Origin of the sequence: Flavobacterium zhairuonense (assembly GCF_004352915.1) — a bacterium.
GTDB classification, from domain to species: Bacteria; Bacteroidota; Bacteroidia; order Flavobacteriales; family Flavobacteriaceae; genus Flavobacterium; species Flavobacterium zhairuonense.
The window spans coordinates 285,901-311,624 of the sequence record NZ_SJSY01000074.1 but is presented as its reverse complement, the minus strand read 5'-3'; the positions used below and the strand labels follow the sequence as shown (position 1 = coordinate 311,624).

Below are 25,724 nucleotides of genomic sequence, written 5' to 3'. Positions count from 1 at the left end.
TTTTATTTCCAAAACTGAAACCATTTCTTTTTGTCAGATTGAGGAATTTTATATTGGTTCAAATCCAGTGATTTTAATTCCCCAGTAGACAATTCAAAAATCTTCAGATTATGATTTAAATTAGTCAAAATAAAATCCTCCGCTTTAGGAAACTTCTCCGCAATCAATTTATAATGAACTAAGAGTTTTTCGTCTTTGATTCCGTTCAAAGCCTGCAATGCAGCATGTAAAACCCAATAAGAATCATCTTTTAACCCCAGTATAAAAGTATCCAGATAATCGCTTTTATTTTCTAAAAGGCCGAGTGAGTAATAAGCCTGTTTTCTTATTTCTTCATTTTCATTTAACACTAAAGGAACAATAATTGATCCGTAGTCAAATTTCATTTCCACTAGTAAATATGTGCAAAATTGAAATATTTCTTTATCATTTATTTTTTCAATATTGGCTTTAATAAATTCAAGCCAATCGAGACTTCGATCTTTTGCGTACCAAAATATAAATTGAAAAACACTCAATAAATCTTTTTCAGCAAAATTGATCAAATAAGGAAAGGCGCGATTATAATCAAACTTTGTAAGTACTTGAAGTAATTTTTTCTGAATCAAACCTTCGCTTGTAACATATTCTTTTTCCAAAATATCTAATGTTTGGGAATCTACCTTTTTCTTTTTTAAGATTGCAAAAACACACTGTAATTTAGCACCTTCATCATCCGCGGCACCATACACATTCAAAATATGAGCCACAGTTCCACCTAATGTATAATTAAATAAATTAGCATCAATACCTCCCTTTCCTTCTGTAATTTCATCCAACCAGCGTTCATACCAATCCAAAAAACTAGATTCGAAAGCAAAAAACGGCTTGCGTCTGTCTATATCAATATTGACAACCCTTCCTTTAAATTCTCCATTTAAAATAAGACCATAATAGTACGTACATCCTTCTGTTCCAAGAGGCAAAATACCACCGAAAATTTTCCCAAGTTCATTCTCAAAATCCTTATCAGAAACATCTTCGTCAATTTTTTTATTTAGCTCTTTCCAAAAATCATCACTCATTTCAGGATAGATAATGCAATCTTGTTTTAAAAATTTTTCTGGATTACTATAAACAAATTCCTCTAGGTTTGTTCCGAAGGGAAATATTCCATAACCTGGACCGGCAGCCGATTTACGATGGGATTTTCCACCATTACCGATATTTATTAAAAATGCTTTATAACATTCCGGAAGAGACACTGAGTATTCGTTTTCAAACTGCAAAATAACAGCTGGACTTATTGTTTCTCCAACAAAATATTCATGACTGTCTGCAGCAAATACTTCAAAATCCTTATCAATCTCTTTTGCCCAGAAAAGCTTTATTTTTATTCTTTCTATTTGCTCTAAAGTTTTTTGATCTATCATAAACAGATTTTAAATTGAAATCAAATATATCATTTTTCGATTGTTAAAAAAGATATTTCAAAAAACAAAGAAAGCCGATTTCAAATTTGAAATCGGCTTTTTATATTTAAGGAAAATGCAATGTACATTTTACCATAATCGTTTTACGAAATAAATACGCTTAAAATAAAGTAAACCAAACCTGCTAATATAGCCGAAATAGGAATAGTTAAAATCCAAGCCCAAATTAAACTTACAGTTACTCCCCATCTAACGGCAGATACACGTTTTGTTAATCCAACCCCAATGATAGATCCCGTAATGGTATGCGTTGTACTTACTGGAATTTTTAAGTGTTCTGTAAAGTAAAGCGTCAAAGCACCTGCAGTTTCAGCCGCAACACCTTCAAACGAACTTACTTTTGTGATTTTAGAACCCATTGTTTTTACAATTTTCCATCCACCACTCAAAGTTCCCGCCGCAATTGCAGAATAACATGCTAACGGAATCCAGCCTGGCATAACACCTTTAATTCCCAAATCATCATTTGGCAATACAACGTCTAACCAAGAATCCATGTGAACACCAGGGTTTGTATTGATATAAACCGCCACTGCTGCCGCAATAATACCCATTACTTTTTGAGAGTCATTTCCTCCGTGTCCTAAACTAAATGCCGCAGAAGATATTAATTGCATTTTTTTCAAAGCAGCGTCAGCCTGATGCAGATTTAGACTACTGAATATCAAACAAAATCCGCTTACTGTTAATATAATAAAGGCTACTAAAAACCATTTAATATTATGAGCATCAAAAGCTACGCTCCAGAAGTGAGAATCAAATCTTGGTTTTTCGATCTTGTCGTAAGGAACCATTTGGCTATAAACAAACCAAATTGTTGCAATCATCAAGCCTACTGTAAATATTTTTGGCCAAATACTTTTACGAGAAGCATTTAACAACCAAATTGATATTAAATATGATGCTAGAGCCCCTAATAAAGGCGCCAAAACAATAAAAGCAATAATGATAATAACTCCAGAAGGCATTCCTCCATCTTTCCCCGCTTTATACCAGCTTACAATTTGATACCAATAATGCGTAGTACCATCTTCGCCAATATATCCTGAAAATCCGTGAACTGCAATAGCATGCGCAACCGCTGCTCCCGCAAAACCTCCAATAAGTGTATGTGAAGAACTTGAAGGAATTCCTAACCACCAAGTCAATAAATTCCAACAGATTGCCGCTATAACTCCAGCAAGAATCACTACTAGATTGATTTCCATGGTATGAGCTGTTTTAGCAACAGTATCTGCCACACCAAATCCGAAAACCCAATAAGCAAGGAAGTTAAAAAATGCTGCCCAAAGAACGGCCTGAAAAGGCGTCAAGACCTTTGTAGCAACAACAGTCGCTATAGCATTTGCCGCATCATGAAAACCATTGATGTAATCAAAAATTAAAGCTAATACTATAATTAATATAAGTATCGTCATAAAATTATAACTTCAGATTGAAAAATTAAGAATGTTTTACAGAAATAGATTCTAGTATGTTCGCAACACTCTTACATTTATCTGTTGCTGATTCTAAAACAGATAATACCTCTTTGTATTTAATGATATTTTTAGCGTCTGTTTCGTTTTCAAAGATTTCAAAAACTGCTTTGTTGTAAACATTATCAGATTTGTTTTCCAGTTTGTTGATTCTGGCACAAGCATCTTTAATGATTTTAAAGTTCTGCAAGTTTCTCAACTCTTTTACAGCACTGTCAATGTTTTGACAAGCCTCAAGGTTGATTTCTGTCATTTTTCTGATTGATTTTGTGATCTTATCAACTTGATACAATCTCATACGGCTTGCAGCACCGTGAAGATAATCAGCAACGTTATCAATAGAAGTAATTAATGTGTGAATATCCTCCCTGTCAAATGGAGTAATGAAGTTTCTGCTCAATTCCAAATTGGTTTGACGTGTAATGTCTTCTCCTTTTTGTTCTAATTCGTCAATTTTTTGAAAAAGGATTTCTCTTTCTTTTAATGGAAGGTTTACAGCTTCGTGTAAGTTAGAAGCTAATTCAATTAAATTGCTTGAAGCCTCTTCAAAAAGTGGAAAGAATTTCTTGTCTTTCGGCACTAAAAATTGGAAAATACTGTTTATTGACATTTTTATATTTTTGATAGTGCAAAATTACTTCATTAATATTCTATAATGTTAAGCCATTGTTAACAAATCGTTTTCAATTTGGAAACTATTTAGGAACGCAACGGTATTTTCAATATCATAATGTAAGATCCTGTCTTCCTTTACTAAAGGCACAACTTCTCTATAACTGCTCAAGAACATTTCGATAAAATCGCTTGATTTCAAAGGCTCTCTATAAGCAATTGCCTGTGATGCATTCAGCAATTCAATTGCCAAAATACGCTCTAAATTATCTAAAACTCGCAAAGCTTTTGTAGCTCCATTTGCTCCCATACTTACGTGATCTTCTTGTCCATTACTTGAAACAATACTATCAATACTTGACGGAGTTGCTAATTGTTTGTTCTGACTCGCAATACTTGCCGCAGTATATTGCGGAATCATAAATCCTGAATTCAACCCCGGATTATCAACCAAAAATGCTGGAAGATTTCTCAAACCAGAAATCAACTGATAAGTTCTTCTTTCAGATATACTTCCTAATTCGGCTAAAGCAATTGCCATAAAATCTAATGCTAAAGCTAATGGTTGTCCGTGGAAATTTCCTCCTGAAATAATTTGATCCGCTTCAACAAATATGTTTGGATTATCTGTAACCGAGTTAATTTCGGTTTTGAATACTTTACGAACATAATCAATCGCATCTTTTGAAGCGCCATGAACTTGTGGCATACAACGGAAAGAATACGGATCTTGAACGTGTTTCTTCTCTTGTTCGATAATTTCACTTCCTTCTAAAAATTCAGCTATTCGCTGTGCCGTCACAATTTGTCCTTTGTGTGGACGTATATAATGTATCAATTCATTAAAAGGTTCGATTCTTCCATCAAAACCTTCCAAAGAAATAGTTCCGATCAAATCAGCCAAATACGAATATTTATATGCTTTAATCAAAATATGAGCTCCGTAAGCGCTCATAAATTGCGTTCCGTTCAATAAAGCCAGACCTTCTTTTGATTGCAAAACGATTGGTTCCCAATTAAACTGTTTTAAAACTTCGGAAGATGCTACTTTTTTCCCCTCAAAAAGCACTTCTCCTTCGCCAATTAAAGGCAAAGACAAATGCGCTAAAGGTGCCAAATCACCAGAAGCTCCAAGCGATCCTTGTGTATATATAATAGGAAGGATATCATTATTATAGAAATCAACTAAACGCTCCAATGTTTTCAACTGAACGCCCGAATGCCCATAACTCAAAGATTGAATTTTAAGCAACAGCATCATTTTCACGATTTCGGCAGGAACTTCTTCGCCTGTTCCGCAAGCGTGTGATTTCACTAAGTTCTCCTGAAGTTTAGATAAATTTTCATTAGAGATTTTTACGCTGTACAATGAACCAAAACCTGTATTGATTCCGTAGATTGGCGCTGTATGCGTTGCCATTTTTTTGTCTAAATAATCACGGCATTTCTGAACATTTACTTTTGCTTCTTCAGATAATTCAAGCGTTTTATTAAAGCTCAAAATTTCTTGCAATGTTTCTAAAGTTATGGTTTCAGTACTTATATAATGAATCTCTCTCATGATTATTTTAAATTTAAGACGTCAAAATTCAACAAATCAATATTAAAAAGCAACATTTTATCACAATAATTAAAATTTGCATTGATACAATTCTTCGCTTTTAATTATTTCATAAAGCTGAATTTTGTTTAAATCACCATTTTTTCGCAAGTTTTTCGTTAAAAACCAATTCATTATACAAGTTTAACCAACAAAAAAACCAGCATAAATAATATTAAAACCTCAAATTAGCTTATTGAATTTTAACAAATACTCAATATTGATTTTTTGAGATTTGAATTATTAAAATATTCGCAAAAAGCCTTTAAGAATTTTTAATCCTACTTAAAAGCTGTACTTTTGAAAAATCAAAAATGAAAAGTAACAGCACAAAATATCAATCTACAATGACAACTCAAACTGGAGTTGCAATTGCTGCTACCATTATTTCTACTACAACAACTACTACCCCTTAGGGGTATACATTTTCACATATAATCCTAGGTTACCTATACTTTTTTCTTGAAAGAAGAGAGTTATTGGATACATAAAAAACATTTACAACGAAAAAAAAAAGTCGCAGTTTTCAGTTTCAGTTCACAGTTGATATCCTTTGAACCTTTGTTACTCAAAATCTTTGCACCTTATTAAAAAATATCAAAAAAAATGAAAGTATTAAAATTTGGCGGAACTTCGGTAGCCAATGCTCAAAATATAAAACTCGTTCTCGAAATTGTCGAACAAAAAGCAAAGCAAGATAAATTAGTTGTAGTAGTTTCTGCCTTAAGCAAAGTAACCGACTTATTGCAATTAGCAGCAGCAAAAGCAGCGGCAAACGACGAAAGCTTCAGAGAAGTTGTTGCTGAAATCGAGAAAAAACACCTTGACACTTTAAAAGAATTGATTCCAGTAAGCGAGCAAAGCAGTTTGTTAAGCCACGTAAAAAGAATCATTAATCATTTAGAAACTTTATTAGACGGCTGTTTCCTACTTGGCGAATTATCTCCAAGAACTGCCGATACTATTTTAAGTTTTGGAGAATTGCTTTCGTCATTCATTATTGCAAAGGCATACGAGCAAATCAATAACGATGCGGTTTACAAAGACAGCCGTGAGTTGATTAAAACAAATGCTGATTTTGGAAAAGCGGTTGTGAATTTCGAAATCTCGAATAAATTAATTCAGGAATATTTTGCTGAAAACAAAGCAAAAATCAACATCATGCCTGGATTTATCGCACAGACTTTAGACGGAATCACTTCAACTTTAGGACGTGGCGGATCTGATTATACTGCAGCAATTATTGCCGGAGCAATCGACGCAGAACAATTGGAAATCTGGACAGATGTAAACGGAATGTTTACTGCAAACCCGAAAATCGTAAAACAAGCACAGCCAATTGCAAACATTTCCTATCAGGAAGCGATGGAATTGTCGCATTTTGGTGCGAAAGTTTTGTATCCGCCAACAATTCAGCCTGTCTTGCGAAAAAATATTCCGATTTTAATCAAAAATACTTTTGAGCCAGAAGCAGAAGGAACTTTAATTTCTGATGTTGTTTTATCAAAAGATACTGTCGTAAAAGGAATCAGTCATATTGACAATATTTCATTGTTGACACTTGAAGGTCCAGGAATGATTGGAGTTGCAGGTTCGTCAAGACGCTTGTTTGAAGTATTGTCTCAGGAAAAAATCAACGTGATTTTTATTACTCAAGCTTCTTCTGAGCATTCAATTTGTATCGGAATTTTAAATTCAGATGCTGATAATGCTGAAGCTGCCATCAATAGAGCATTCGAAATCGAAATTGCACAAAACAAAATCGATCCTTGTTATGTAGAAAAAGACCTTTGCATTATTGCTTTGGTTGGTGAAAACATGAAAAATCATCAAGGTTTGAGCGGAAGAATGTTCAGTACTTTAGGAAAAAACAACGTAAACATTCGTGCCATTGCGCAAGGTGCTTCTGAAAGAAATATTTCGACTGTAATCAACGAAAGAGACGTTAAAAAAGCATTGAATACGCTTCACGAAAATTTCTTTGAAGAAAACACAAAACAGCTGAATTTATTCGTAATGGGTGTTGGAAATGTGGGTGAGAAATTCATCGAGCAAATCCACAACCAAAAGAAATTCTTAAAAGATGTTTTAAAGATTAATGTTCGCGTAATCGCATTATCAAATTCAAGAAAAATGGTGTTTGACGAAGACGGAATTTCTTTAAAAGATTGGCAAGCGACTTTGGATAAAGGTGAAGAAGCCATTCCGACAGAATTCATCGCACGCGCCAAAGAGCTGAATTTACGCAACAGTATTTTCGTAGATATTACTGCAAATGCAAGCGTTTCTGATCTATATGAAAAATTCTTAAAAGAAAGTATTGCGGTTGTGACTTGTAATAAAATTGCTTGTTCATCGGCTTACGACAATTATAAAAAACTAAAAAGCTTATCTCGCCAATACAATGCTCCGTTTTTATTTGAAACGAATGTTGGTGCGGGATTGCCAATTATTGATACGGTAAAAAATTTAATTGCATCTGGAGATAAAGTGCATAAAATTCAAGCTGTTTTATCTGGAAGTTTGAACTTTATTTTCAACAATTTTGACGAGAATAATTCTTTCCATGACGTGGTTAAAGAAGCTGGAGTTCAAGGTTTCACAGAACCTGATCCGAAAATCGACTTAAGCGGAATCGACGTTGCTCGTAAAATCCTGATCCTAATTCGTGAAAGCGGTTACGAAATGGACATCGACGCCATTGCAAACGAATCGTTTTTGCCTGCCGAATGTTTAGCTACAACGAATAACGAAGACTTTTTTGCATCGTTAATCAAACATGCTTCTCATTTTGAGAACATTTACAAAGAAGCTTTAGCAAAAGATTCAAGATTGAAGTACGTAGCGCAATTCGAAAACGGAAAAGCAAGCGTAGGTCTGCAATTCATCCCAAAAGATCATCCTTTCTACAATCTAGAAGGAAAAGACAATATCGTATTGTTCTACACAGATCGTTACGTAGATCAGCCTTTATTGATCAAAGGAGCCGGAGCTGGAGCAGCTGTTACGGCATCGGGAATTTTTGCAGATGTAATTAGAATTGGAAACGTGTAAAAGATGCTAAGATGCAGAGTTGCTGAGATTCTAAGTTTTTTTCTTAACTAAAACTTAGAATCTTAGAATCTTAAGTACTTAGAATCTCAAAAATAAAGTTGCAAAGAAATCTTAGAAACTTAGAATCTTAGCATCTTAGAAACTTTAAAAAAAATGGAAATAAAATTATTCTGTCCCGCTACAATTGCAAACCTCTCATGCGGATTTGACGTACTTGGACTTTGCTTAGACAATGCGGGCGATGAAATGATTGTTCGAAAAGTCGATCAAAAAGGAGTTCGAATCACTAAAATTGTGGGTGCCGATTTGCCTTTGGAAACCGAGAAAAACGTTTCTGGAGTTGCTGCTTTGGCCATGTTGGAAACTTTAGACGAATTGGACTTTGGATTCGAAATCGAAATTTACAAAAACATAAAAGCCGGAAGCGGAATCGGAAGCAGTGCTGCAAGTTCTGCCGGAGCGGTTTTCGGGATTAATGAATTATTGGGAAGACCGTATTCTCGTAAAGATCTGGTTCAGTTTGCGATGCAGGGCGAAAAATTAGCCAGCGGAAACGCGCATGCCGACAACGTTGCTCCTGCCCTTTTAGGTGCTTTTACTTTGGTAAGAAGTTATTCGCCTTTGGATATCATTAGAATTGACAGTCCGGAAGAATTGTACGCAACTGTTGTTCATCCGCAGATTGAGTTGAAAACATCTGACGCTCGTTCGGTTTTAAAACAAAACGTTTCCCTAAAAAGCGCGATCATGCAATGGGGAAATGTTGGCGGATTGGTTGCAGGTCTTTACACCAAAGATTACGAATTAATCGGTAGATCGCTTCATGACGAAATCGTTGAACCCGTACGAAGCGTTTTAATTCCGGGGTTTGATTTAATCAAACAAACGGCTTATGAAAACGGCGCTTTGGGTTCTGGAATTTCAGGTTCCGGCCCGTCGATTTTCGCTTTAAGTAAAGGAAAAGAAACCGCCGAAAAAATCGCAAAAGCCATGAGCGATGTTTACGAAAAAATGAATTTGCCATATGAAATTCACGTTTCGAAAATTAATCCTGATGGCGTAAGAATTTTATAGAGAAAGTATTAAGTACGAAGAATTAAGTATTAAGATTTATACGAGACGTTTGTCAGGCTGAGCGGAGTCGAAGCCCACGCAAAGTATAGCACATCTAGTTTGTCATTTCGACTGAAAGGAGAAATCACACTAGTTTGTCGACAAAGATTGGCGAATTTCTTTACGGAGTTACGAGTGTGATTTCTCCTTTCAGTCGAAATGACAAACGTTGAGGATTTACTTTATGTCCATACTTTGCGGGGCTTCGACTCCGCTCAGCCTGACAAAAGCAAAACATAATTGAAAATATAATTTATTGGAATTTGGAATTTTAGCATTGGGATTTACCTTCCAAAAAATCTAAAATCTAAAATCAAAAATCTAAAATAATGAAATACTACAGTTTAAACCATAATGCCCCAAAAGTTTCTTTCAAAGAAGCCGTAATACAAGGATTAGCAACTGACAAAGGATTATATTTCCCAGAAAGCATTACACCGCTTGATCCTTCATTTTTTGACAAAATCGAAAGTTTAAGCCACGAAGAAATCGCTTTTGAAGCGATCAAACAATTCGTTGGCGATGAAATACCAGCAGAAAAACTAAAAGCAATCATTGCTGAGACTTTAGTTTTTGATTTTCCGGTTGTGAAAGTCGAAAACGGAATCTATTCGTTAGAATTATTTCACGGTCCGACAATGGCTTTTAAAGACGTTGGAGCGCGTTTCATGTCACGTTGTTTGGGCTATTTCAATAAAGACAAAAAAGATGCTAAAAACACTGTTTTAGTAGCCACTTCCGGAGATACAGGCGGAGCCGTTGCCAGCGGATTTTTAGGCGTTGACGGCGTTGATGTTGTCATTTTATATCCGTCAGGAAAAGTGAGCGATATTCAGGAAAAACAATTGACTACTTTAGGGCAAAACATTAAAGCTCTTGAAGTTGACGGTGTTTTCGATGATTGTCAGGATATGGTGAAAAAAGCGTTTTTAGATGAGACTTTAGCGCATAAAAACCTGACTTCGGCGAATTCTATTAATATTGCGCGCTGGTTACCGCAAATGTTTTATTTCTTCTTTGCTTACAAAGCGTTGAAAAGCCAAAACAAACCTTTAGTTTTCTCTTGCCCAAGCGGAAACTTCGGAAATATCTGCGCCGGAATTATGGCAAAGAAATTAGGTTTGCCAATTGAGCATTTTGTAGCTTCTACCAACGTAAACGACACCGTACCAAGATTCTTAGAAAACGGAAAATACGACCCGAAACCTTCTAAAGCCACAATTTCTAACGCCATGGATGTTGGAAACCCAAGCAACTTTATTAGAATTCAGGAATTGTACAACAATGACTTAAAAGCTTTCGAAAAAGACTTTTCTTCTTATAGTTATACAGATGAAGAAACATTAGTTGCTCTAAAGAAAATTTATAACACAGATGGTTATATCGCAGAACCACACGGCGCTGTTGGTTATTTAGGTTTGAAAAAAGAATTGGAAAAACATAGCAATGCAATTGGTATTTTCTTAGAAACGGCGCATCCTATTAAGTTTTTGGATGTTGTTGAACCTGCTTTAGGCATTACACTTCCTATTCCTGCTCAAATTGAGAGTGTTATTAATGAGGAGAAAGTTAGTGTTAAGATTGGGACATATGAGGAGTTGAAAAGTTTCTTGGGGTAAAAACATAAATAATTAATGATTAAAGCGGGTAATACATTTTTGCTCGCTTTTTTATTGCATTACAACTAATTATTTTGAATTAATAAATATATCAAGTACGGAAATCCGTAAAAATTAGCAAGAATATATACATATATTTGGAAATAAAAAACGAAATTAGTTTTTCAAATCCAGACTAATTTTGGACAATAATATAGAATTATACAGAAATTAATACTTAGATCACGCATTTATTAAACTAAAATTATAATTTTGAACTTAAACAATAAAAAATGAAAACAATCTCATTTATAAATATGAAAGGTGGTGTTGGAAAAACCACTTCAGTAGTCGAAATTGGAGCATTACTAGCAAAAGAACATAAAAAAAAAGTCTTAATAATTGATTTAGATCCACAAACTAATGCTACTTTGTCTTTAATTTCATTAAATGAATGGGAAGGACTCAAAGATGATGCGACAATTAAAGATGTTTTAGGAATGAATCGCGCTACCACTTCACGCGACGATGAATATGATATTAGAGACGCTATAATTGAGAATGTTGGTGGAATTAAAAATCTAGATTTGATACCTTCACATTTAGAGCTAACATTTCTTGATTTAGATTTAGGTTCGGTACCAGCTAGGGAAAGTATCCTGCAAAATAAAATAGAATCTGCCAATTTTGATTATGATTTTATTCTAATAGATTGCCCTCCGAATTTAACAATTGCTCCTCAAAATGCTTTAATCGTCAGTGATTATATAATTGTTCCAGTAACTCCAGAAATATTCCCTGCAATTGGTTTACCATTATTAATAAACCGTGTAAATAAATGGAAAAAAAGCTTTAAAGACTGTAAAGTTGAGTTCTTGGGAGTATTATTTACTAAAGTTGATGGCAGATACAGCATGCATGCACAACAAATGGATATTCTAAGGAAGGGAAAAATAATACCTTGTTTCTCAACAATAATAAAGCAAAATGCGGATATAGGAAAAGCAATTGCCGAACATAAACCGGCTACAATATCTTATCCTAATTGTTTAGGTGTCCAAGGTTATCGCACATTAGTACGTGAAATTTTAGGAATGTTATAATATGGAAAACGACATAGTAAAAAGATTAGAGGAAATTTTAAAAGATTTAGCTCCTTATCAAAAAAAAGGTCTAGATACATCATCTTTAAAAATTTTTATGAAAGGTTTTAAAGACTATCTAAAGTTTAGCGTTGAACCCTATGATCAAATAGAAGTGACTTTAGATGAAAAATTAATCATTATAAGAACTTTTTTGGAAGACAAAAAGGCTTTCCCTACAATTAAAGATGTGATCTCATTTGCTAACGAGCGATTAAACTTAGGCTTTAAGGACCAAAAGGAATCTCGAGATATAACAATCAATAGGATTATTGGAAGGATTGCAGCAAAACCTGAATTGAAAGAATTATTAAAAAATGCAGTTATATCTTTAAGAAATGAAATGGTACACGATACCAAAAATACAAAATCAAGAAAGCAAATCATTACTATAGACACTTTTAGTAAATGGGCTGAAATTATAAAAAATATCTAAACAATGAATTCTACCCTTTTAGCAAGTGCAAAAAAAGACATTCCATTGTACTTTAATGATTTTAAAGATTTTTGGGATGCGACCACCACACATATTTCAGAAGAAGAATTAATTGATTGTTACGCAAATACATTAATCTTTAGAAATTGGCAACTTTCATTGAATCATGTTGGCATTCAACATTTAGACTCAATTTTATCAGAATTACATGAGGACATTAACACATCATTTTTTTTAGCTCATTTTGGTCAGTATCGCACAGCTATAATGCATTTGAGAAGTGTAATTGAGCTCTCTTTACAATTACTATATTTTTATCAACATGAAGTAGAATTTTCACAATGGAAAGATGGAGAATTTCGAATTAAACATGAAGAATTGACCGAATATTTAAAAAAACATCCACAGTTTATTGGAACTTCCGCAGTCAACTTAATTGGAAATATCACCCAGAATTGGAAAACATTTTCAAAATATATTCACGCAGAGGCTCCAAGTTATTTTCAAACTACACTAGAATCTTCCACTAAAAAAACGATTATAATAAAAGATTTTAATATCTGGAAATCACATTTTTTGAAAACTGGTTATCGAATTAATAAATTATTTTCTATATTTTTTCGAGATAAGATTGTTCAATTTCCAACACAATCAAAAGATTTACTTTTAAGAAATTTACTTCCAAATGACATAACTGAAATTGGGTTAGTTCCATAAATAACTTATTAGACTTCAGAACAAAATAAGAATAAAAAAGAGACCTCATCAAAGGTCTCTTTTCAATTTAATATATCTTCAAAAACGTTTATTTCCCATTCAATAATTTCCCCCGCTAGCGCGAGCGTCCCGCTCGTGAACGCAAAGGAATTCAAAAACAAATTGAACCATTTTCGAGCGGGACGCTCGCGCTAGCAGAGGAAAAGCTTATTTACCTTATAAATTAGTTATAACCTATATTAACCAAAATCCGTAAACAATAGTTATTATTCAATGAAATTAAAACTTAACTTCCCCCCGCTGGCGCGAGCGTCCCGCTCGTGAACACAAAGAAATTCCAAAACCAATTGACACGTTCACGAGCGAGACGCTCGCGCTAGCTGAGGAAAAGTTTGTTTCGCTTATAAATTAGTTATAGCCAATGTTAACCAAAATCCGTAAACAATAGTTATCATTCAATGAAACTAAAACTTAACTTGAACAAAATAATATCACTTATACTTCTAGTATCTATTGTAGTGCTCTTCATTACATATTATATTCACGGAGGAGATGCAATCAGTGGTAAAATTGAGCATGGAAAATATTTTGTCTTCGATGCAATAAATAAATCTGATGCAAAAGGAAATAAGCTGTTTTTGAATGTATCAAAAGGTGAATATTACTTTAATTTGTTTATGACATTTTTTGTGTTTAGTTTGATGCCATTTTTCTTTTTGTTTAAAGTGAAAGAATTTATCAAGAATAAAAAATTAAAAGAACGTTTGTAAAAATTATTGATGTTTAACAAAACCCGCTCTCCAAAGTGTTCTTTGTCAAGAATCGTAGTCGCTGTGCGAAGTCAGGAGCCTTCGCACAGTCGTTAATTAATTTGTGAAAATTTGTGCAATTTGTGGCTATATATTTCCAATCCTCAAATTAGCATTTTGTAAGCAAAATCATTATGTTTGATAAAGTAAAAAACACTTATGAAGAGAAGAAACTTTATTAAAACAACACTGCTTTTTGTTGCCTCAGCGCAAATGTTTCCGAATACAGTATTGAATTTCGCGACAGAAGTTCGAAACAACTTTAAATACATTTATACCAATTCGAAGCTTAAAAATCAGTTCTTTTTGTTTTTAAAAAATGTTTTCAATTTATATCCTGAGAAGGAATTCCACGATTTAATTTACCAAAACACGATTTCGAAAAATACCGATAAAGAGATTTATTTGGCAACGCAAGCAAAACTTGACGACATTACTCCTTTTATGTCAAGTTTTCGCTATCAGCTTCCGGCATTGATGCATCAGAAAAATGAAATGTCGGTGGAGACGGTTTCTTTGCTTGGCGAAGGCACTAAATATAACGGTTATTTAGAAATTGGTTCTTCGGGACGCTATTTAGATTATCTGGAGGAAAGTGTTTCCATCAAAGGAAAAAGATATTATGCTGATGGTCGAAAACCCAAATATTCTTTTTCTGAAATGGTCGATCGCGGTCAAATTGCCGTTGGTGCCGAATATATTCCGTTTACGAATTACAAAACTAAGTTTGGCGACCATGTTCCGCATAATAGTGTTGATTTGGTTACGATTTATATTGGATTTCATCATTGCCCGTTAGAGTTGCGAACGCAATATATTTCTTCAATTCGCGATACTTTGCGAGTGGGCGGAAAAATGATTTTAAGAGATCATAATTGCGATACCGAAGACCAGAAAGTATTGGTGGCATTGGCGCACGACGTTTTTAATTTGGGTGTAAACGAAACCTGGGAATACAATGAAAAAGAGGTTCGAAACTTTTATTCTTTGGATTTTATCATTGCTTTTGTGGAAAATATCGGGTTCAAGTTTCATAAAAAAACCTTGTATCAAAAAGGCGATCCTACCAAAAATGCCTTAATGCTTTTCACCAAAATCTAATCATTGTACGTTCTTCTATGAAAAAAATCTACCGTTTGGTTAAGCTTCTCTTCGCCTATTTTCTAAAAATCGTAAAATTTACATACGCCGGAATCAAAAAGTCAATCCGATATATTAATAGCAAAAAACGCTTATTCATTCCATTTTACAGTTTTATTGCTTTTGCGATTTATATCTTTTTATTGATTCAATTTTCGGGAGATTCAGCATTTGAAACCACTTTAGACAACAAAACCTTAAATGATGTCACGCAATTAAATCCGATTCAGGTCAATCAGGTTATCAAACCAAAAACGGTTAACGAAATTGTTTCTGCTATAAAAAACACCACTGGGCCAATTTCTATTGGCGGAGGAAAATACAGCATGGGCGGGCAAACGGCTTTTGAAAACAGTCTGCATATCGACATGACCGATTTCAATAAAATAATCAATATCGACCAAAAGAAAAAGCAAATTACGGTTCAGGCAGGAATTCGCTGGAGAGCTATTCAGGAAGTAATTGATCCGTTGAATTTATCGATCAAAATCATGCAAACGTATTCTAATTTCACGGTTGGCGGTGCTATTTCGGTAAATTGCCACGGAAGATATGTGGGTTACGGCCCAATTATTTCATCGGTTTTAGAATTGAAAATCATTACGGCAAATGGTGATATTATTATTGCCAATCGCCAAACAAATCCTGATATTTTTAATGCCACAATTGGCGGTTATGGGGGAATTGGAGTTATTGCCGAGGCAACTTTACAATTGGTTGACAATGAAAAAGTAGAACGATTTCACGAAGTTATGCCAGTTGAAAATTACAAAGCTTATTTTGATAAAAACATTAGAGACAATAAGAATGTAGTTTTTCAGAATGGGAATTTATATCCGCCGAAATATGACAAAATCATGAGTGTTTCGTGGCAAAAAACCACAAAACCGCTGACAGATACCGAAAGATTAATTCCGAGAGACGAAAATTACTGGCTGGAATCGCATATGGCGGGAGTTGTTTCCTGGGGAAATTCGGGAAAATGGATTCGCGAATACACCATAGATCCTTTGTATTATATTCCTGAAATTGTAAGATGGCGAAATAAAGAAGCGAGTTATGATGTAAAAGAATTAGAGCCTTCTTCTCGCGAAAAAGCAACTTATGTTTTGCAGGAATATTTTATTCCAGTGGAAAACATAAAGGCTTTTATCCCGAAAATGAGCACCGTTTTTCAGAACAATAAAGTAAACGTTATCAATGTTTCTTTGCGACACGCGTTGCCGGATCATGAAAGTTATTTATCATGGGCAAGAAAAGAGGTTTTTGCTTTTGTGGTTTATTACAAACAAAATACCGATCAAAAAGCGAAAGACCAGGTAAAAAAATGGACGCTTGAAATGACGGATGCCATTTTGAGCGAAAACGGAACTTGGTATCTTCCGTATCAGCCTCACGCAACGCTTGAACAGTTTAAAAAAGGATATCCAAACAGCGATAAATATTTTGAACTCAAAAACAAATTAGATACAAATCAGCGATTTACCAATAAGCTTTTGGACAAATATAATCCGTATGCGAAAAGCAAAATTTCGGAGGAAAAGAAAAAGATAAAGGACTATTTCAGAGCCGAAGAACAAACCGTTTTGACAGTTCCAGAATGGTATTTAGTGTACAATCCGAAAGAATATGCGGATTATCTGGAAAGTGGTAAAAATCCGTCTGATTTTCCGTTTTACAAATCGATTGATGAATATTGGAAATTATACGATCGTTCGATAAAACTGACTTCGAAAGCGTATCCTGAAAATAGCGAATACAAAACCATGCTTCAGGTAATTGGCGTTAGTATGACGATGGAATACGGTGCCAAAATTCTCTACGAAAATACGATTGGAAGATTTTTTTCTTTATTCTCGGAAGAAAAAAATTCAGAAGCAGAAAAAACAATCATTGAAGCGCAAAGAGCTTACAGCGATTTTATATACCAAACGGCTTGGTACGAATTCAAATTTATGCCTTGGATTAAAAAAGTCTGGACGGCTCCGGAAAATTCAGAGCACAGTATTCTTCGCAAATGGGAACGAACTTTTATTTTTACTTTAGAATTTTCGTTCAAAGCGTTTTATTCAAAGCTTATTGAATGGGGTGCAAAATCAAGCTACGAAACGCCTTCAAATTTGATTTATTTGATTGTTTCGAATGTTGATTCCATCAAAGAAAATCCGAACTTAAAAATCGTTAAACGAGATGGCGATAAAATGATAATTTCGGTTACGCGTTGGGAGATTTTCACGCAGGAAATGATGAAGCTTTCGAATCAGGAGGTGAAAATCTATGAGATTTCTGGGAATGATGAAATTGTGGTTTCGGCAATTGAGAGCCAATTTAATAAACCAAATTTAAAAGAGGTAAAATTGTTATATCAATCTAAAATTGTGACGAATGATAGTTTGAAGCGAAGTGTCTATATTTTGCCTGTTGAGAAATTATTGGAATTTATTAAAGATTCTAAAAAGAATAAGCTTACAATTGAACATGTTTATGATTATTAAAAGGTAAAAACCAATCATGAAAAAGGAACATCAAATAATACTCGATCTAATTGCTTCTTATTTAGAACAAAACCCTGATCAAAGATTTGGACAGGCGCTTTTCAATCTAAGTGTTAATGAATTTCAGAAAACTACTGACCCAAGAAATCCAAATTATAATATAAGAGATATTCATGGTGACAATGATTTAGGTATTATTGAACGTATCAAAAATCGATTGGATTTAATTGAATCGCAGAAAAAGAATTAGTTCTTCTTACTGGTTCCAGCTCTACGAAGTGTCATGGTCGCTGTGCGAAGTCAGAAAAATATTGTTTTCCATCACTTTTATTTATCTTTAAAAGAAAAATAAAGCCTCTGGAAAACTTTAAACCTAACTAAAACAAATCTTAAAACTTATATGCATATTATAGTCACAATCATAGTCATCATACTAGCAATTATCTTTATTACTTTTATATTGTATATCCTATTTTCAATGTTTGGGACTTTATTTTTTATTGGTTATGTTTTTAAAAAATCAGTAGAAAAGAAAACACCTGATTTCTTAAGAGCTGAAAAATTAGAGATGGAAAAAAAGGTTAATAGTCTAAAAACATCGATTGTAGATTGGAATAAATATTCTATAAATGATATCACAAACGACCTTGAATATTCCTATAAAAAGTGGATCACGAACAAACTAACTGGGCATATTTTAGCACTAGATGGCAATCGTGTAATTGCTTTTCAAAGGCTACAAAGAGGAATTCGCTTAAATTGCAGAATATTGGCATCTTCTACTGAATTTAAATATTTTTATGAAATAAGTCCGGAAGAAATCATTATTGAATACAATGACCAATATTTTGGAAAAATCATTCACCTAAAGGATATTTTTGATTCATCAAATAACAGAATTGGAACTTTAAATCGAGATAATCCTAACAGCAAATATGTTATAGATTTTGATTCAGAAAATAGTTTGGAAATTAACAAAAGTTACGATAATAAAAGATTTGTAAAAAACGTATTTTACGAAAGTCCACATTCTACATACCGCTATAAACGAAATATGTTGGAATATAGAGAGCCATATCAAGAATATTCATTAATGAATAATAACGAAAACTTAAATGCAGAAGAACAAAAATGGGCTATTGCAATTGGGATTTATGAATCTGTATTTTATAGTTTCGATTTTACTTTCGCGTAATTTCAAGGATTGCTTAGAAAATATAAAAATCAATTGCCTCCAATTTTAGTTGGAGGTTTATATTTTGAGTAAGATTCGGCTTTAGCCAAAAAACATTGCGGATTCGGCTAAAGCCATTTTCTAATGTAATTTTATTCCCCATCTAAACCTGGAGGTAATTCAAAAAAATCGAATCTCCTTAATTGAGCACTTTCATAAAATGATGTTGTCCTTCTTTAAGTCTAAAAATCATCAGTTCTATTTTTTTTATATCTTTAAAAACTTTAATTAATAATCCCCAAATTCAGAACATAAAAATAATAACACCCAAAAAATTTATGAAAAAGACATTCCTTTCATTTCTTTTAGTTGGATTTTTAACTGCCTACGCTCAAGAATCAAAACCAGATTCAAAACCGAAAACACCTCCTGCAAAAGAAGAAAATTCACCTTCTAACCTTACTTTCAATCCAGATTCTCAAGTTGTAACCAATCATACCACAACGATAAAAGGCCAAAAGGTTTCGTATAAAGCAACGGCTGGAACTATGCCTGTTTGGGACGAAGACGGAAAAGCAATTGCCGGATTATTTTATACCTATTATGAGCGTTCTGATGTAAAGGATCGAGATTCTCGTCCGTTAGTTATTTCATTTAACGGCGGTCCTGGTTCTGCTTCGGTTTGGATGGAAATTGCTTATACAGGGCCAAGTTTGTTAAATATTGATGAAGAAGGATATCCTTTGCAACCTTACGGCATAAAGGAAAATCCGTATTCGATTTTAGATATTGCTGATATCGTTTTTGTAAACCCTGTCAATACAGCGTACTCAAGGCCTACAAACAAAGAAATTCCGCCTGCAAAATTCTTCGGCGTAAATGCCGACATTAAATACCTAGCCGATTGGATCAATGGTTTTGTAACCCGCTCTAATCGTTGGGCTTCACCTAAATATTTAATAGGAGAAAGTTATGGCACAACTCGAGTTTCGGGATTAGCGCTTCAATTACAAAACAATCAATGGATGTATCTTAATGGAGTGATTTTAGTTTCTCCAACTGATTTAGGAATTACTCGCGGCGTTGTTTCTAATGCGGCTCTTAAATTGCCTTATTTCGCAGCCACTGCTTGGTATCATAAAATGCTAAGTCCTGATCTTCAAAACAAAGATTTAACTGCTATGTTACCAGAGGTTGAAGATTTTACCATAAACGAACTTCTTCCTGCTTTAAGCAAAGGAGGATCTTTGGACGAACAAAAAAGAAAAGAAATTGTTTCTAAAATGGCTCGTTATTCTGGTATTTCAGAGAAAGTTTTTCTGCAAAACAATTTAGATGTTCCTAATGATTATTTCTGGAAAGAATTGTTGAGAGATCAAGGTTATACTGTTGGAAGACTTGATTCACGATACAAAGGAATTGACCGCAAGGACGCCGGTGAAAGTGTTGATTTTAATGCTGAACTTACTTCTTGGCTGCATTCGTTTACACCTTCTATTAATATGTATCTACGAAATAATCTTAACTACAAGACTGACTTTAAATACAATATGTTTGGTCCAGTGCATCCTTGGGACAGATCGAATGATAAAACGGGAGAAAACCTAAGACAAGCGATGGCACAAAATCCTTATTTACATGTTATGGTGCAATCAGGATATTATGATGGTGCCTGCGACTATTTTAATGCAAAATATGATTTATGGCAAATGGATCCAAGCGGAAGACTAAACGACAGAATGTCTTGGAAAGGCTACAGAAGCGGTCATATGATGTATTTAAGAAAAGCCGACTTAGAAACGGCAAATGAAGACATCAGAACATTCATAAAACAATCTTTACCTAAAGCGGGCGAACCAGCAAAATATTAAATCTGGTTTCTTTGCTACTAACAAATAAAAAGTCAATTGCCTCCAGCTTTAGCTGGAGGTTTTGTTTTTAAGCATAAATCGGCTTTAGCCAAAAGCGTAAAAAATTAGGCTAAAGCCATTTTCTAGTCTAACTTTGTCCCTCCAGCTAAAACTGGAGGCAATTCATTTTTTAAATTATACCATTACATCAGCATTATAATGATTACAAAATCAACACTGGGAGACATTCCTGCATTAACAACCTTAATAAATTCAGCTTACAGAGGTGAAACTTCCAAAAAAGGCTGGACAACTGAAGCCCATTTACTGGAAGGAAAAAGAACCGACGAACAGGAAATGACAGCCATTTTCGAAGATTCAAAAAATACGATTCTGAAATTCACTGAAAATGAAAAGATTATTGGTTCGGTTTTATTGGTTGAAAAAGGAAATCAATTGTATTTGGGAATGTTGACGGTTTCGCCAGAACTTCAAAACAGCGGCATCGGGAAAAAGCTTTTGGCTGAAGCCGAAAATCATGCTAAATCTTTAGGATTATCGAGCATTATTATGACGGTTATTTCAGTTCGCGAAGAACTTATTGCTTGGTATAAACGCCACGGTTATGTGGATACAGGCGAACGAGAAGCTTTTCCTGAAAGCGAAATTCATGTTACGGTTTCTGAAGAACCTTTGGAGTTTATTTTCCTAGAGAAACAGCTTTGAGAATTTAGAAAACAAAATGAACATACATCTTTTACCTAAAGAAAATAGCAAAGCCTCTGTTTGGAGTGGCGGATTAACGTATGAATATATAATACATCCAAAAACAGCAAACTATGCCGATAGAGATTTTGTATTCAGAATAAGCAGTGCCACAATAGAGGAAGTACCTTCAGAGTTTACAAAATTTAAAGGCTATTACCGATACTTGGTTATGCTTGATAATAGCTTAGATATCGAGATAAACAAAGAAAAAAGAACGTATGAGAAATATGAAATCATGGAATTTAATTCAGATGATAACATAACTTCTTATACAAAAGGTTCTGATTTCAATTGGATGATTTCTGAAAAAATAAGTCATCACAAACTGATAATAAGTAAAAATGAGCAGTATTATAATGCTCAAATAATAATTCTATTTTCTTTAGATACAACAGTTATTAAAATTAATGAGAAGTCATATGATCTAAAACCTTATGATTTATTAATCATTGAAAATCAAAAAAAAGAAAATATCGCGCTTCATTTTTCTAATGAATGCTTAGCTGGAATATTGGATCTTTAATCTAAGTTTTTTTGCCACGAAGGCACAAAGACACTAAGCTTTTTTAATCTCGCAAAGTCGCAGAATTGCAAAGAAATATAAGAAGAAAACTTTCGATTCTGCGACTTTGCGAGATTTTTTTTTAAGCCAAACCTTAAATCATCTTATATGACTTATATGGTTAAAGTACGAGTTCCTGAAACAAACGCTGAATCGTTTTCTCCAAATCCTGACACAAACCCGGATGAGGTCTTGAGGTTTGAATGGCCGAACTTCTAATTGCTGTCAACCAACGAAAACGCTCTGGAATCTCAAATTCAGCAATTGGCCCACCGTCTTTGGCTCCGTTTGCAATTTTTTGTAATGAAGTCAAATTGCATTCTAATTGTTCGATATCAAAATCGGCAGAAAGAGCTTGGATTCGCTCTTTATTTAAATGAAAAAGCACTTTTATAAATTTGGCTCTTTTGCAAAACAAAATGATTCCGATATTCAGGAATTCTTCGCGCTCTACCCTTGGCACAACACGAATCACAGCATATTCGTATAAATGGTTATCTTGCATTTTGAGCCTGATTTACAAATATTTCTGAATTCTCTAATCTTGTTTTTAAAAACTGCAAATAAACGTTTCGTAAATTCTCTGGCGTTTCATCTGCGTCTTCCCATTGCAACCAATCTAACGGAATTGTATTTACAATTTCTTCTAAAATTTCCGGCGTTAAAAGCGCTTTAAATTCGGCATCAACTTCTTTTAAAAGTGAAGCTTGTGGCAATAAAACGTGATCTTTTATCAACGCAAACGGACTTTTGGCATGCTGTTCCCAATTGTTCCAGGAATGATGAAAATACAAACATGCGCCATGATCGATCAGCCATAATTCTTTATGCCAAATCAGCATATTGGTATTTTTGAAAGTTCTATCGACATTTGTAATATAAGCGTCCAGCCAAACAATCTGCGAAGCTAATTTTGCGTCAACAGTAGTTACAGCAGGATCAAACGTAATCGCTCCTGATAAAAAATGAAGCGCTAGATTCAATCCCTGACTTCCTTGAAGCAAATCCTGAATTTCCTCATCAGCTTCGGTTCTTCCAAAAGCTTCGTCGAGATTCGCGAAAACTAATTCTGGTAATTGCAGTTTTAAAGCTTTTGCTATTTGTCCGCCAACTAATTCGGCAATAAGAGCTTTTACGCCGTGTCCGGCACCTCTGAATTTTAATACGTATTTAAAGTCGTCATCGGCTTCTGCCAAAGCGGGTAAAGAACCGCCTTCGCGCAGTGGCGTTATATAACGCATGACGTTTACCGTTCTGAGATCGAAGTTGTTTATCATTTTTTTTAAGATTCTAAGATGCTAAGAAACTGAGATTCTAAGTTTCTAATCTTTGATATTACAAACTTACAATTTTTGATTTTAGATTTCAGAGTGTAGATTTTAGATTTTCTTCTAAAATTGTTTAAGAAGATAATCTTTTTAAAGAATTATCTAATTGACACATTTTCTAATTATCTAATTCCAAGAAAGCTTTCCCAAGATATTTAATAATTGTAGAAGCTGTAAAAGATTCACAACCTGTTTTTGGTAAAGCTAAATCAGCTGTTAATCCATGAAGATAAACCCCAAGTTTTGAAGCGTATTTGGGTTCGTAACCTTGTGCCAAGAGGCTTGTTAGGATTCCGGTTAAAGCATCTCCACTACCGGCAGTTGCTAGAGCTGCATTTCCTGTTGTATTTTCGTATACCGAAGTTCTGTTTATGATGTAAGTAGGTGCGCCTTTCATGACTACAATGACTTTGTATTTTTCTGAAAAAGCAACTGTTTTTTGGAATTTCTCTGATTCAGAATTCCATTTGCCTATCAAACGCTCCAATTCTTTAGGATGAGGTGTCAAGATGGTGTCTTCTGGAACTAATTCTAACCAAGATAAATTTTCAGAAATAATGTTTAAAGCATCTGCATCAAGCACTAAAGGCACTTTGCTTATTCTTAAAAACTCAAATAAGGCTTTTTGTGTTCCGAGCTCCTTTCCTATTCCTGGACCAATTCCGATAGCCTGTGGCATGAACGGTAAATGAATCGTAGTAATGAAGTTTGTATTTTCATCGGTTACAGTCATCACTTCGGGAATGGAAATTTGAAGGATTTGATAACCGCATTTGGGTATAAAAGTCGTAACGAGTCCGCAACCTGATTTTAGGCAGGATTTTGAAGCTAAAACAGCCGCTCCAACTTTCCCGTAACTTCCGGCAATAATTACAGCGTGACCTTGTGTTCCTTTGTGTGCTTTGGAATCTACAGGTTTGTATATTTTTAGAATTTCTTCTTTTGTAATTAAATACGTAGATTTCATTTGAATACTTTTATATACTAAAATTACACAAAAAATTGAAATGATAATTCCTCTTTTGAAACTGTAACACTTAGCCCTGATAGTAGCGGCATCCTTTTTGTTTTTTCTTTAAAAACAAAAAGATATAGCGGATAGCAGGAAATAGCTCCTAATTATTGCGAAATTTATAATTTAAGGTATTCGAAATCGATATTTTTTGAATAGATTTGCAAAACAATTTTATAAAACTACACAATGAAAAATACAGCGCTTACGCACATACATGAAGGTTTAGGAGCAAAAATCCTTCCTTTTGCTGGTTACAACATGCCTATTACTTATGAAGGAGTTAATGCTGAACATGAAACGGTTCGTAATGGTGTGGGCGTTTTTGACGTTTCGCATATGGGTGAATTTTTGTTGACAGGCCCAAATGCTTTGGCTTTGATTCAAAAAGTGACTTCAAATGATGCATCGACGTTGACAATTGGAAGAGCACAATATTCTTGTCTTCCAAACAATGAAGGCGGAATTGTTGACGATTTGATTATTTATAAAATGAAAGAGGAAGAGTATTTACTAGTTGTAAATGCTTCGAATATTGAAAAAGACTGGAACTGGATTTCTTCTCACAATGATTTGGGTGTTGAAATGAAAAACCTTTCTGATGATTATTCATTATTAGCCATTCAGGGACCAAAAGCGGTTGAAGCAATGCAGTCTTTAACTTCTGTTGATTTGTCTGCTATTGTTTATTATCATTTTGAGGTTGGTGATTTTGCTGGTTTCAATGATGTAATTATCTCTGCAACTGGGTATACTGGTTCTGGTGGATTTGAAATTTACTGCAAAAATGCTGATGCTGAAGCAATTTGGAACAAAGTTTTCGAAGCTGGAGCATCTTTTGGGATTAAGCCAATCGGACTTGCAGCACGTGATACTTTGCGTCTTGAAATGGGATTCTGTCTTTATGGAAATGACATTAACGATACTACTTCTCCACTTGAAGCTGGTTTAGGATGGATTACGAAATTTACAAAAGATTTCACTAATTCTGAAGCGCTTAAAAAACAAAAAGAAGCTGGTGTTACAAGAAAATTAATTGCTTTTGAAATGCAAGAGCGCGCTGTGCCAAGACACGATTACGAAATTGTTGACGGTTCTGGAGCGGTAATCGGAATTGTAACTTCGGGAACAATGTCGCCTTCTATGAACAAAGGTATTGGTTTAGGATATGTGACAACTGCAAACAGTGCTGTTGACAGCGATATTTTTATCAGAATCAGAAAAAATGACGTTCCTGCTAAAGTGGTAAAATTACCGTTTTACAAGAAATAATTTCTAGTAAGTCCTAAAGTCGAAAGTCAAAAGTCATAAAGTTGTGAAATATAAAATTTTTGACTTTTGACTTAAAGAAAATTCCAAAAATG

The 25,724-nt window shown here is 34.2% G+C and carries 22 protein-coding genes; 15 read left to right on the top strand and 7 right to left on the bottom strand.

Annotated elements, in window-relative coordinates; genetic code table 11:
- Positions 1-2: 2 nt before the first annotated feature.
- From EYY60_RS15705 to hutH, 4 genes are all read right to left on the bottom strand, one after another.
- Positions 3-1,412 carry an SMI1/KNR4 family protein gene (locus tag EYY60_RS15705; protein WP_132990264.1) on the bottom strand — a complete coding sequence of 470 codons (1,410 nt, stop codon included), beginning with the start codon at positions 1,410-1,412 and terminating at the stop codon, positions 3-5.
- Between the two features lie 143 nt (positions 1,413-1,555).
- Positions 1,556-2,890, bottom strand: a complete 1,335-nt coding sequence (locus EYY60_RS15700) for an inorganic phosphate transporter (protein WP_132990263.1) — start codon at positions 2,888-2,890, stop codon at positions 1,556-1,558.
- Positions 2,891-2,915: 25 nt separating this feature from the next.
- Entirely contained in the window at positions 2,916-3,560 is a 645-nt protein-coding gene (locus EYY60_RS15695; protein WP_012024643.1) for a DUF47 domain-containing protein, read from the bottom strand.
- 48 nt (positions 3,561-3,608) lie between these two features.
- Positions 3,609-5,123 carry a histidine ammonia-lyase gene (gene hutH / locus EYY60_RS15690; protein WP_132990262.1) on the bottom strand — a complete coding sequence of 505 codons (1,515 nt, stop codon included), beginning with the start codon at positions 5,121-5,123 and terminating at the stop codon, positions 3,609-3,611.
- Between the two features lie 645 nt (positions 5,124-5,768).
- On the opposite strand from hutH, the gene thrA reads away from it, so the two are divergent.
- The 14 genes from thrA to EYY60_RS15620 all read left to right on the top strand — a co-directional run bounded on the left by thrA (position 5,769) and on the right by EYY60_RS15620 (position 21,981).
- The gene (gene thrA / locus EYY60_RS15685; protein ID WP_132990261.1) at positions 5,769-8,216 is read left to right on the top strand and encodes a bifunctional aspartate kinase/homoserine dehydrogenase I; all 2,448 of its coding nucleotides are present in this window, start codon (positions 5,769-5,771) and stop codon (positions 8,214-8,216) included.
- Between the two features lie 153 nt (positions 8,217-8,369).
- Complete coding sequence (locus EYY60_RS15680; RefSeq protein WP_132990260.1) at positions 8,370-9,290, top strand: homoserine kinase; 921 nt, start codon at positions 8,370-8,372, stop codon at positions 9,288-9,290.
- 368 nt (positions 9,291-9,658) lie between these two features.
- Positions 9,659-10,948 carry a threonine synthase gene (gene thrC / locus EYY60_RS15675; protein WP_132990259.1) on the top strand — a complete coding sequence of 430 codons (1,290 nt, stop codon included), beginning with the start codon at positions 9,659-9,661 and terminating at the stop codon, positions 10,946-10,948.
- A 272-nt stretch (positions 10,949-11,220) separates the two neighbouring features.
- Positions 11,221-12,030 carry a ParA family protein gene (locus EYY60_RS15670; protein ID WP_132990258.1) on the top strand — a complete coding sequence of 270 codons (810 nt, stop codon included), beginning with the start codon at positions 11,221-11,223 and terminating at the stop codon, positions 12,028-12,030.
- Position 12,031: 1 nt separating this feature from the next.
- A complete protein-coding gene (locus tag EYY60_RS15665; RefSeq protein ID WP_132990257.1) occupies positions 12,032-12,505 on the top strand; it encodes a hypothetical protein in 474 nt (157 codons plus the stop codon).
- A 3-nt stretch (positions 12,506-12,508) separates the two neighbouring features.
- Positions 12,509-13,222, top strand: coding sequence for a hypothetical protein (locus EYY60_RS15660; RefSeq protein ID WP_132990256.1), 714 nt, complete (start codon positions 12,509-12,511; stop codon positions 13,220-13,222).
- A 458-nt stretch (positions 13,223-13,680) separates the two neighbouring features.
- The gene (locus EYY60_RS15655) at positions 13,681-13,992 is read left to right on the top strand and encodes a hypothetical protein (RefSeq protein WP_132990255.1); all 312 of its coding nucleotides are present in this window, start codon (positions 13,681-13,683) and stop codon (positions 13,990-13,992) included.
- Positions 13,993-14,190: 198 nt separating this feature from the next.
- Positions 14,191-15,132 (top strand): class I SAM-dependent methyltransferase, encoded by a 942-nt coding sequence (locus EYY60_RS15650; RefSeq protein WP_132990254.1) that lies wholly within the window; start codon positions 14,191-14,193, stop codon positions 15,130-15,132.
- 17 nt (positions 15,133-15,149) lie between these two features.
- A complete protein-coding gene (locus EYY60_RS15645; RefSeq protein WP_132990253.1) occupies positions 15,150-17,666 on the top strand; it encodes an FAD-binding oxidoreductase in 2,517 nt (838 codons plus the stop codon).
- Between the two features lie 16 nt (positions 17,667-17,682).
- The gene (locus EYY60_RS15640) at positions 17,683-17,916 is read left to right on the top strand and encodes a hypothetical protein (protein ID WP_132990252.1); all 234 of its coding nucleotides are present in this window, start codon (positions 17,683-17,685) and stop codon (positions 17,914-17,916) included.
- A 150-nt stretch (positions 17,917-18,066) separates the two neighbouring features.
- Positions 18,067-18,861: a hypothetical protein gene (locus EYY60_RS15635; RefSeq protein ID WP_132990251.1), complete on the top strand. Its 795-nt coding sequence runs from the start codon at positions 18,067-18,069 to the stop codon at positions 18,859-18,861.
- A gap of 317 nt (positions 18,862-19,178) precedes the next feature.
- The gene (locus tag EYY60_RS15630) at positions 19,179-20,711 is read left to right on the top strand and encodes a S10 family peptidase (protein WP_132990250.1); all 1,533 of its coding nucleotides are present in this window, start codon (positions 19,179-19,181) and stop codon (positions 20,709-20,711) included.
- 198 nt (positions 20,712-20,909) lie between these two features.
- Complete coding sequence (locus EYY60_RS15625) at positions 20,910-21,416, top strand: GNAT family N-acetyltransferase (RefSeq protein ID WP_132990249.1); 507 nt, start codon at positions 20,910-20,912, stop codon at positions 21,414-21,416.
- A 16-nt stretch (positions 21,417-21,432) separates the two neighbouring features.
- Positions 21,433-21,981, top strand: coding sequence for a HutD family protein (locus tag EYY60_RS15620; RefSeq protein ID WP_132990248.1), 549 nt, complete (start codon positions 21,433-21,435; stop codon positions 21,979-21,981).
- Between the two features lie 160 nt (positions 21,982-22,141).
- Here EYY60_RS15620 and EYY60_RS15615 read toward each other — a convergent pair whose 3' ends face one another.
- The 3 genes from EYY60_RS15615 to EYY60_RS15605 all read right to left on the bottom strand — a co-directional run bounded on the left by EYY60_RS15615 (position 22,142) and on the right by EYY60_RS15605 (position 24,315).
- Positions 22,142-22,525, bottom strand: a complete 384-nt coding sequence (locus EYY60_RS15615; RefSeq protein ID WP_132990247.1) for a DUF3037 domain-containing protein — start codon at positions 22,523-22,525, stop codon at positions 22,142-22,144.
- Complete coding sequence (locus tag EYY60_RS15610; RefSeq protein ID WP_132990246.1) at positions 22,515-23,297, bottom strand: HipA family kinase; 783 nt, start codon at positions 23,295-23,297, stop codon at positions 22,515-22,517. Before EYY60_RS15610 ends, EYY60_RS15615 begins: the two co-directional genes overlap by 11 nt.
- Before the next feature lie 169 nt (positions 23,298-23,466).
- Complete coding sequence (locus EYY60_RS15605) at positions 23,467-24,315, bottom strand: NAD(P)H-hydrate dehydratase (protein ID WP_132990245.1); 849 nt, start codon at positions 24,313-24,315, stop codon at positions 23,467-23,469.
- A gap of 234 nt (positions 24,316-24,549) precedes the next feature.
- On the opposite strand from EYY60_RS15605, the gene gcvT reads away from it, so the two are divergent.
- The gene (gcvT, locus tag EYY60_RS15600; protein ID WP_132990244.1) at positions 24,550-25,632 is read left to right on the top strand and encodes a glycine cleavage system aminomethyltransferase GcvT; all 1,083 of its coding nucleotides are present in this window, start codon (positions 24,550-24,552) and stop codon (positions 25,630-25,632) included.
- Positions 25,633-25,724 lie beyond the last annotated feature (92 nt).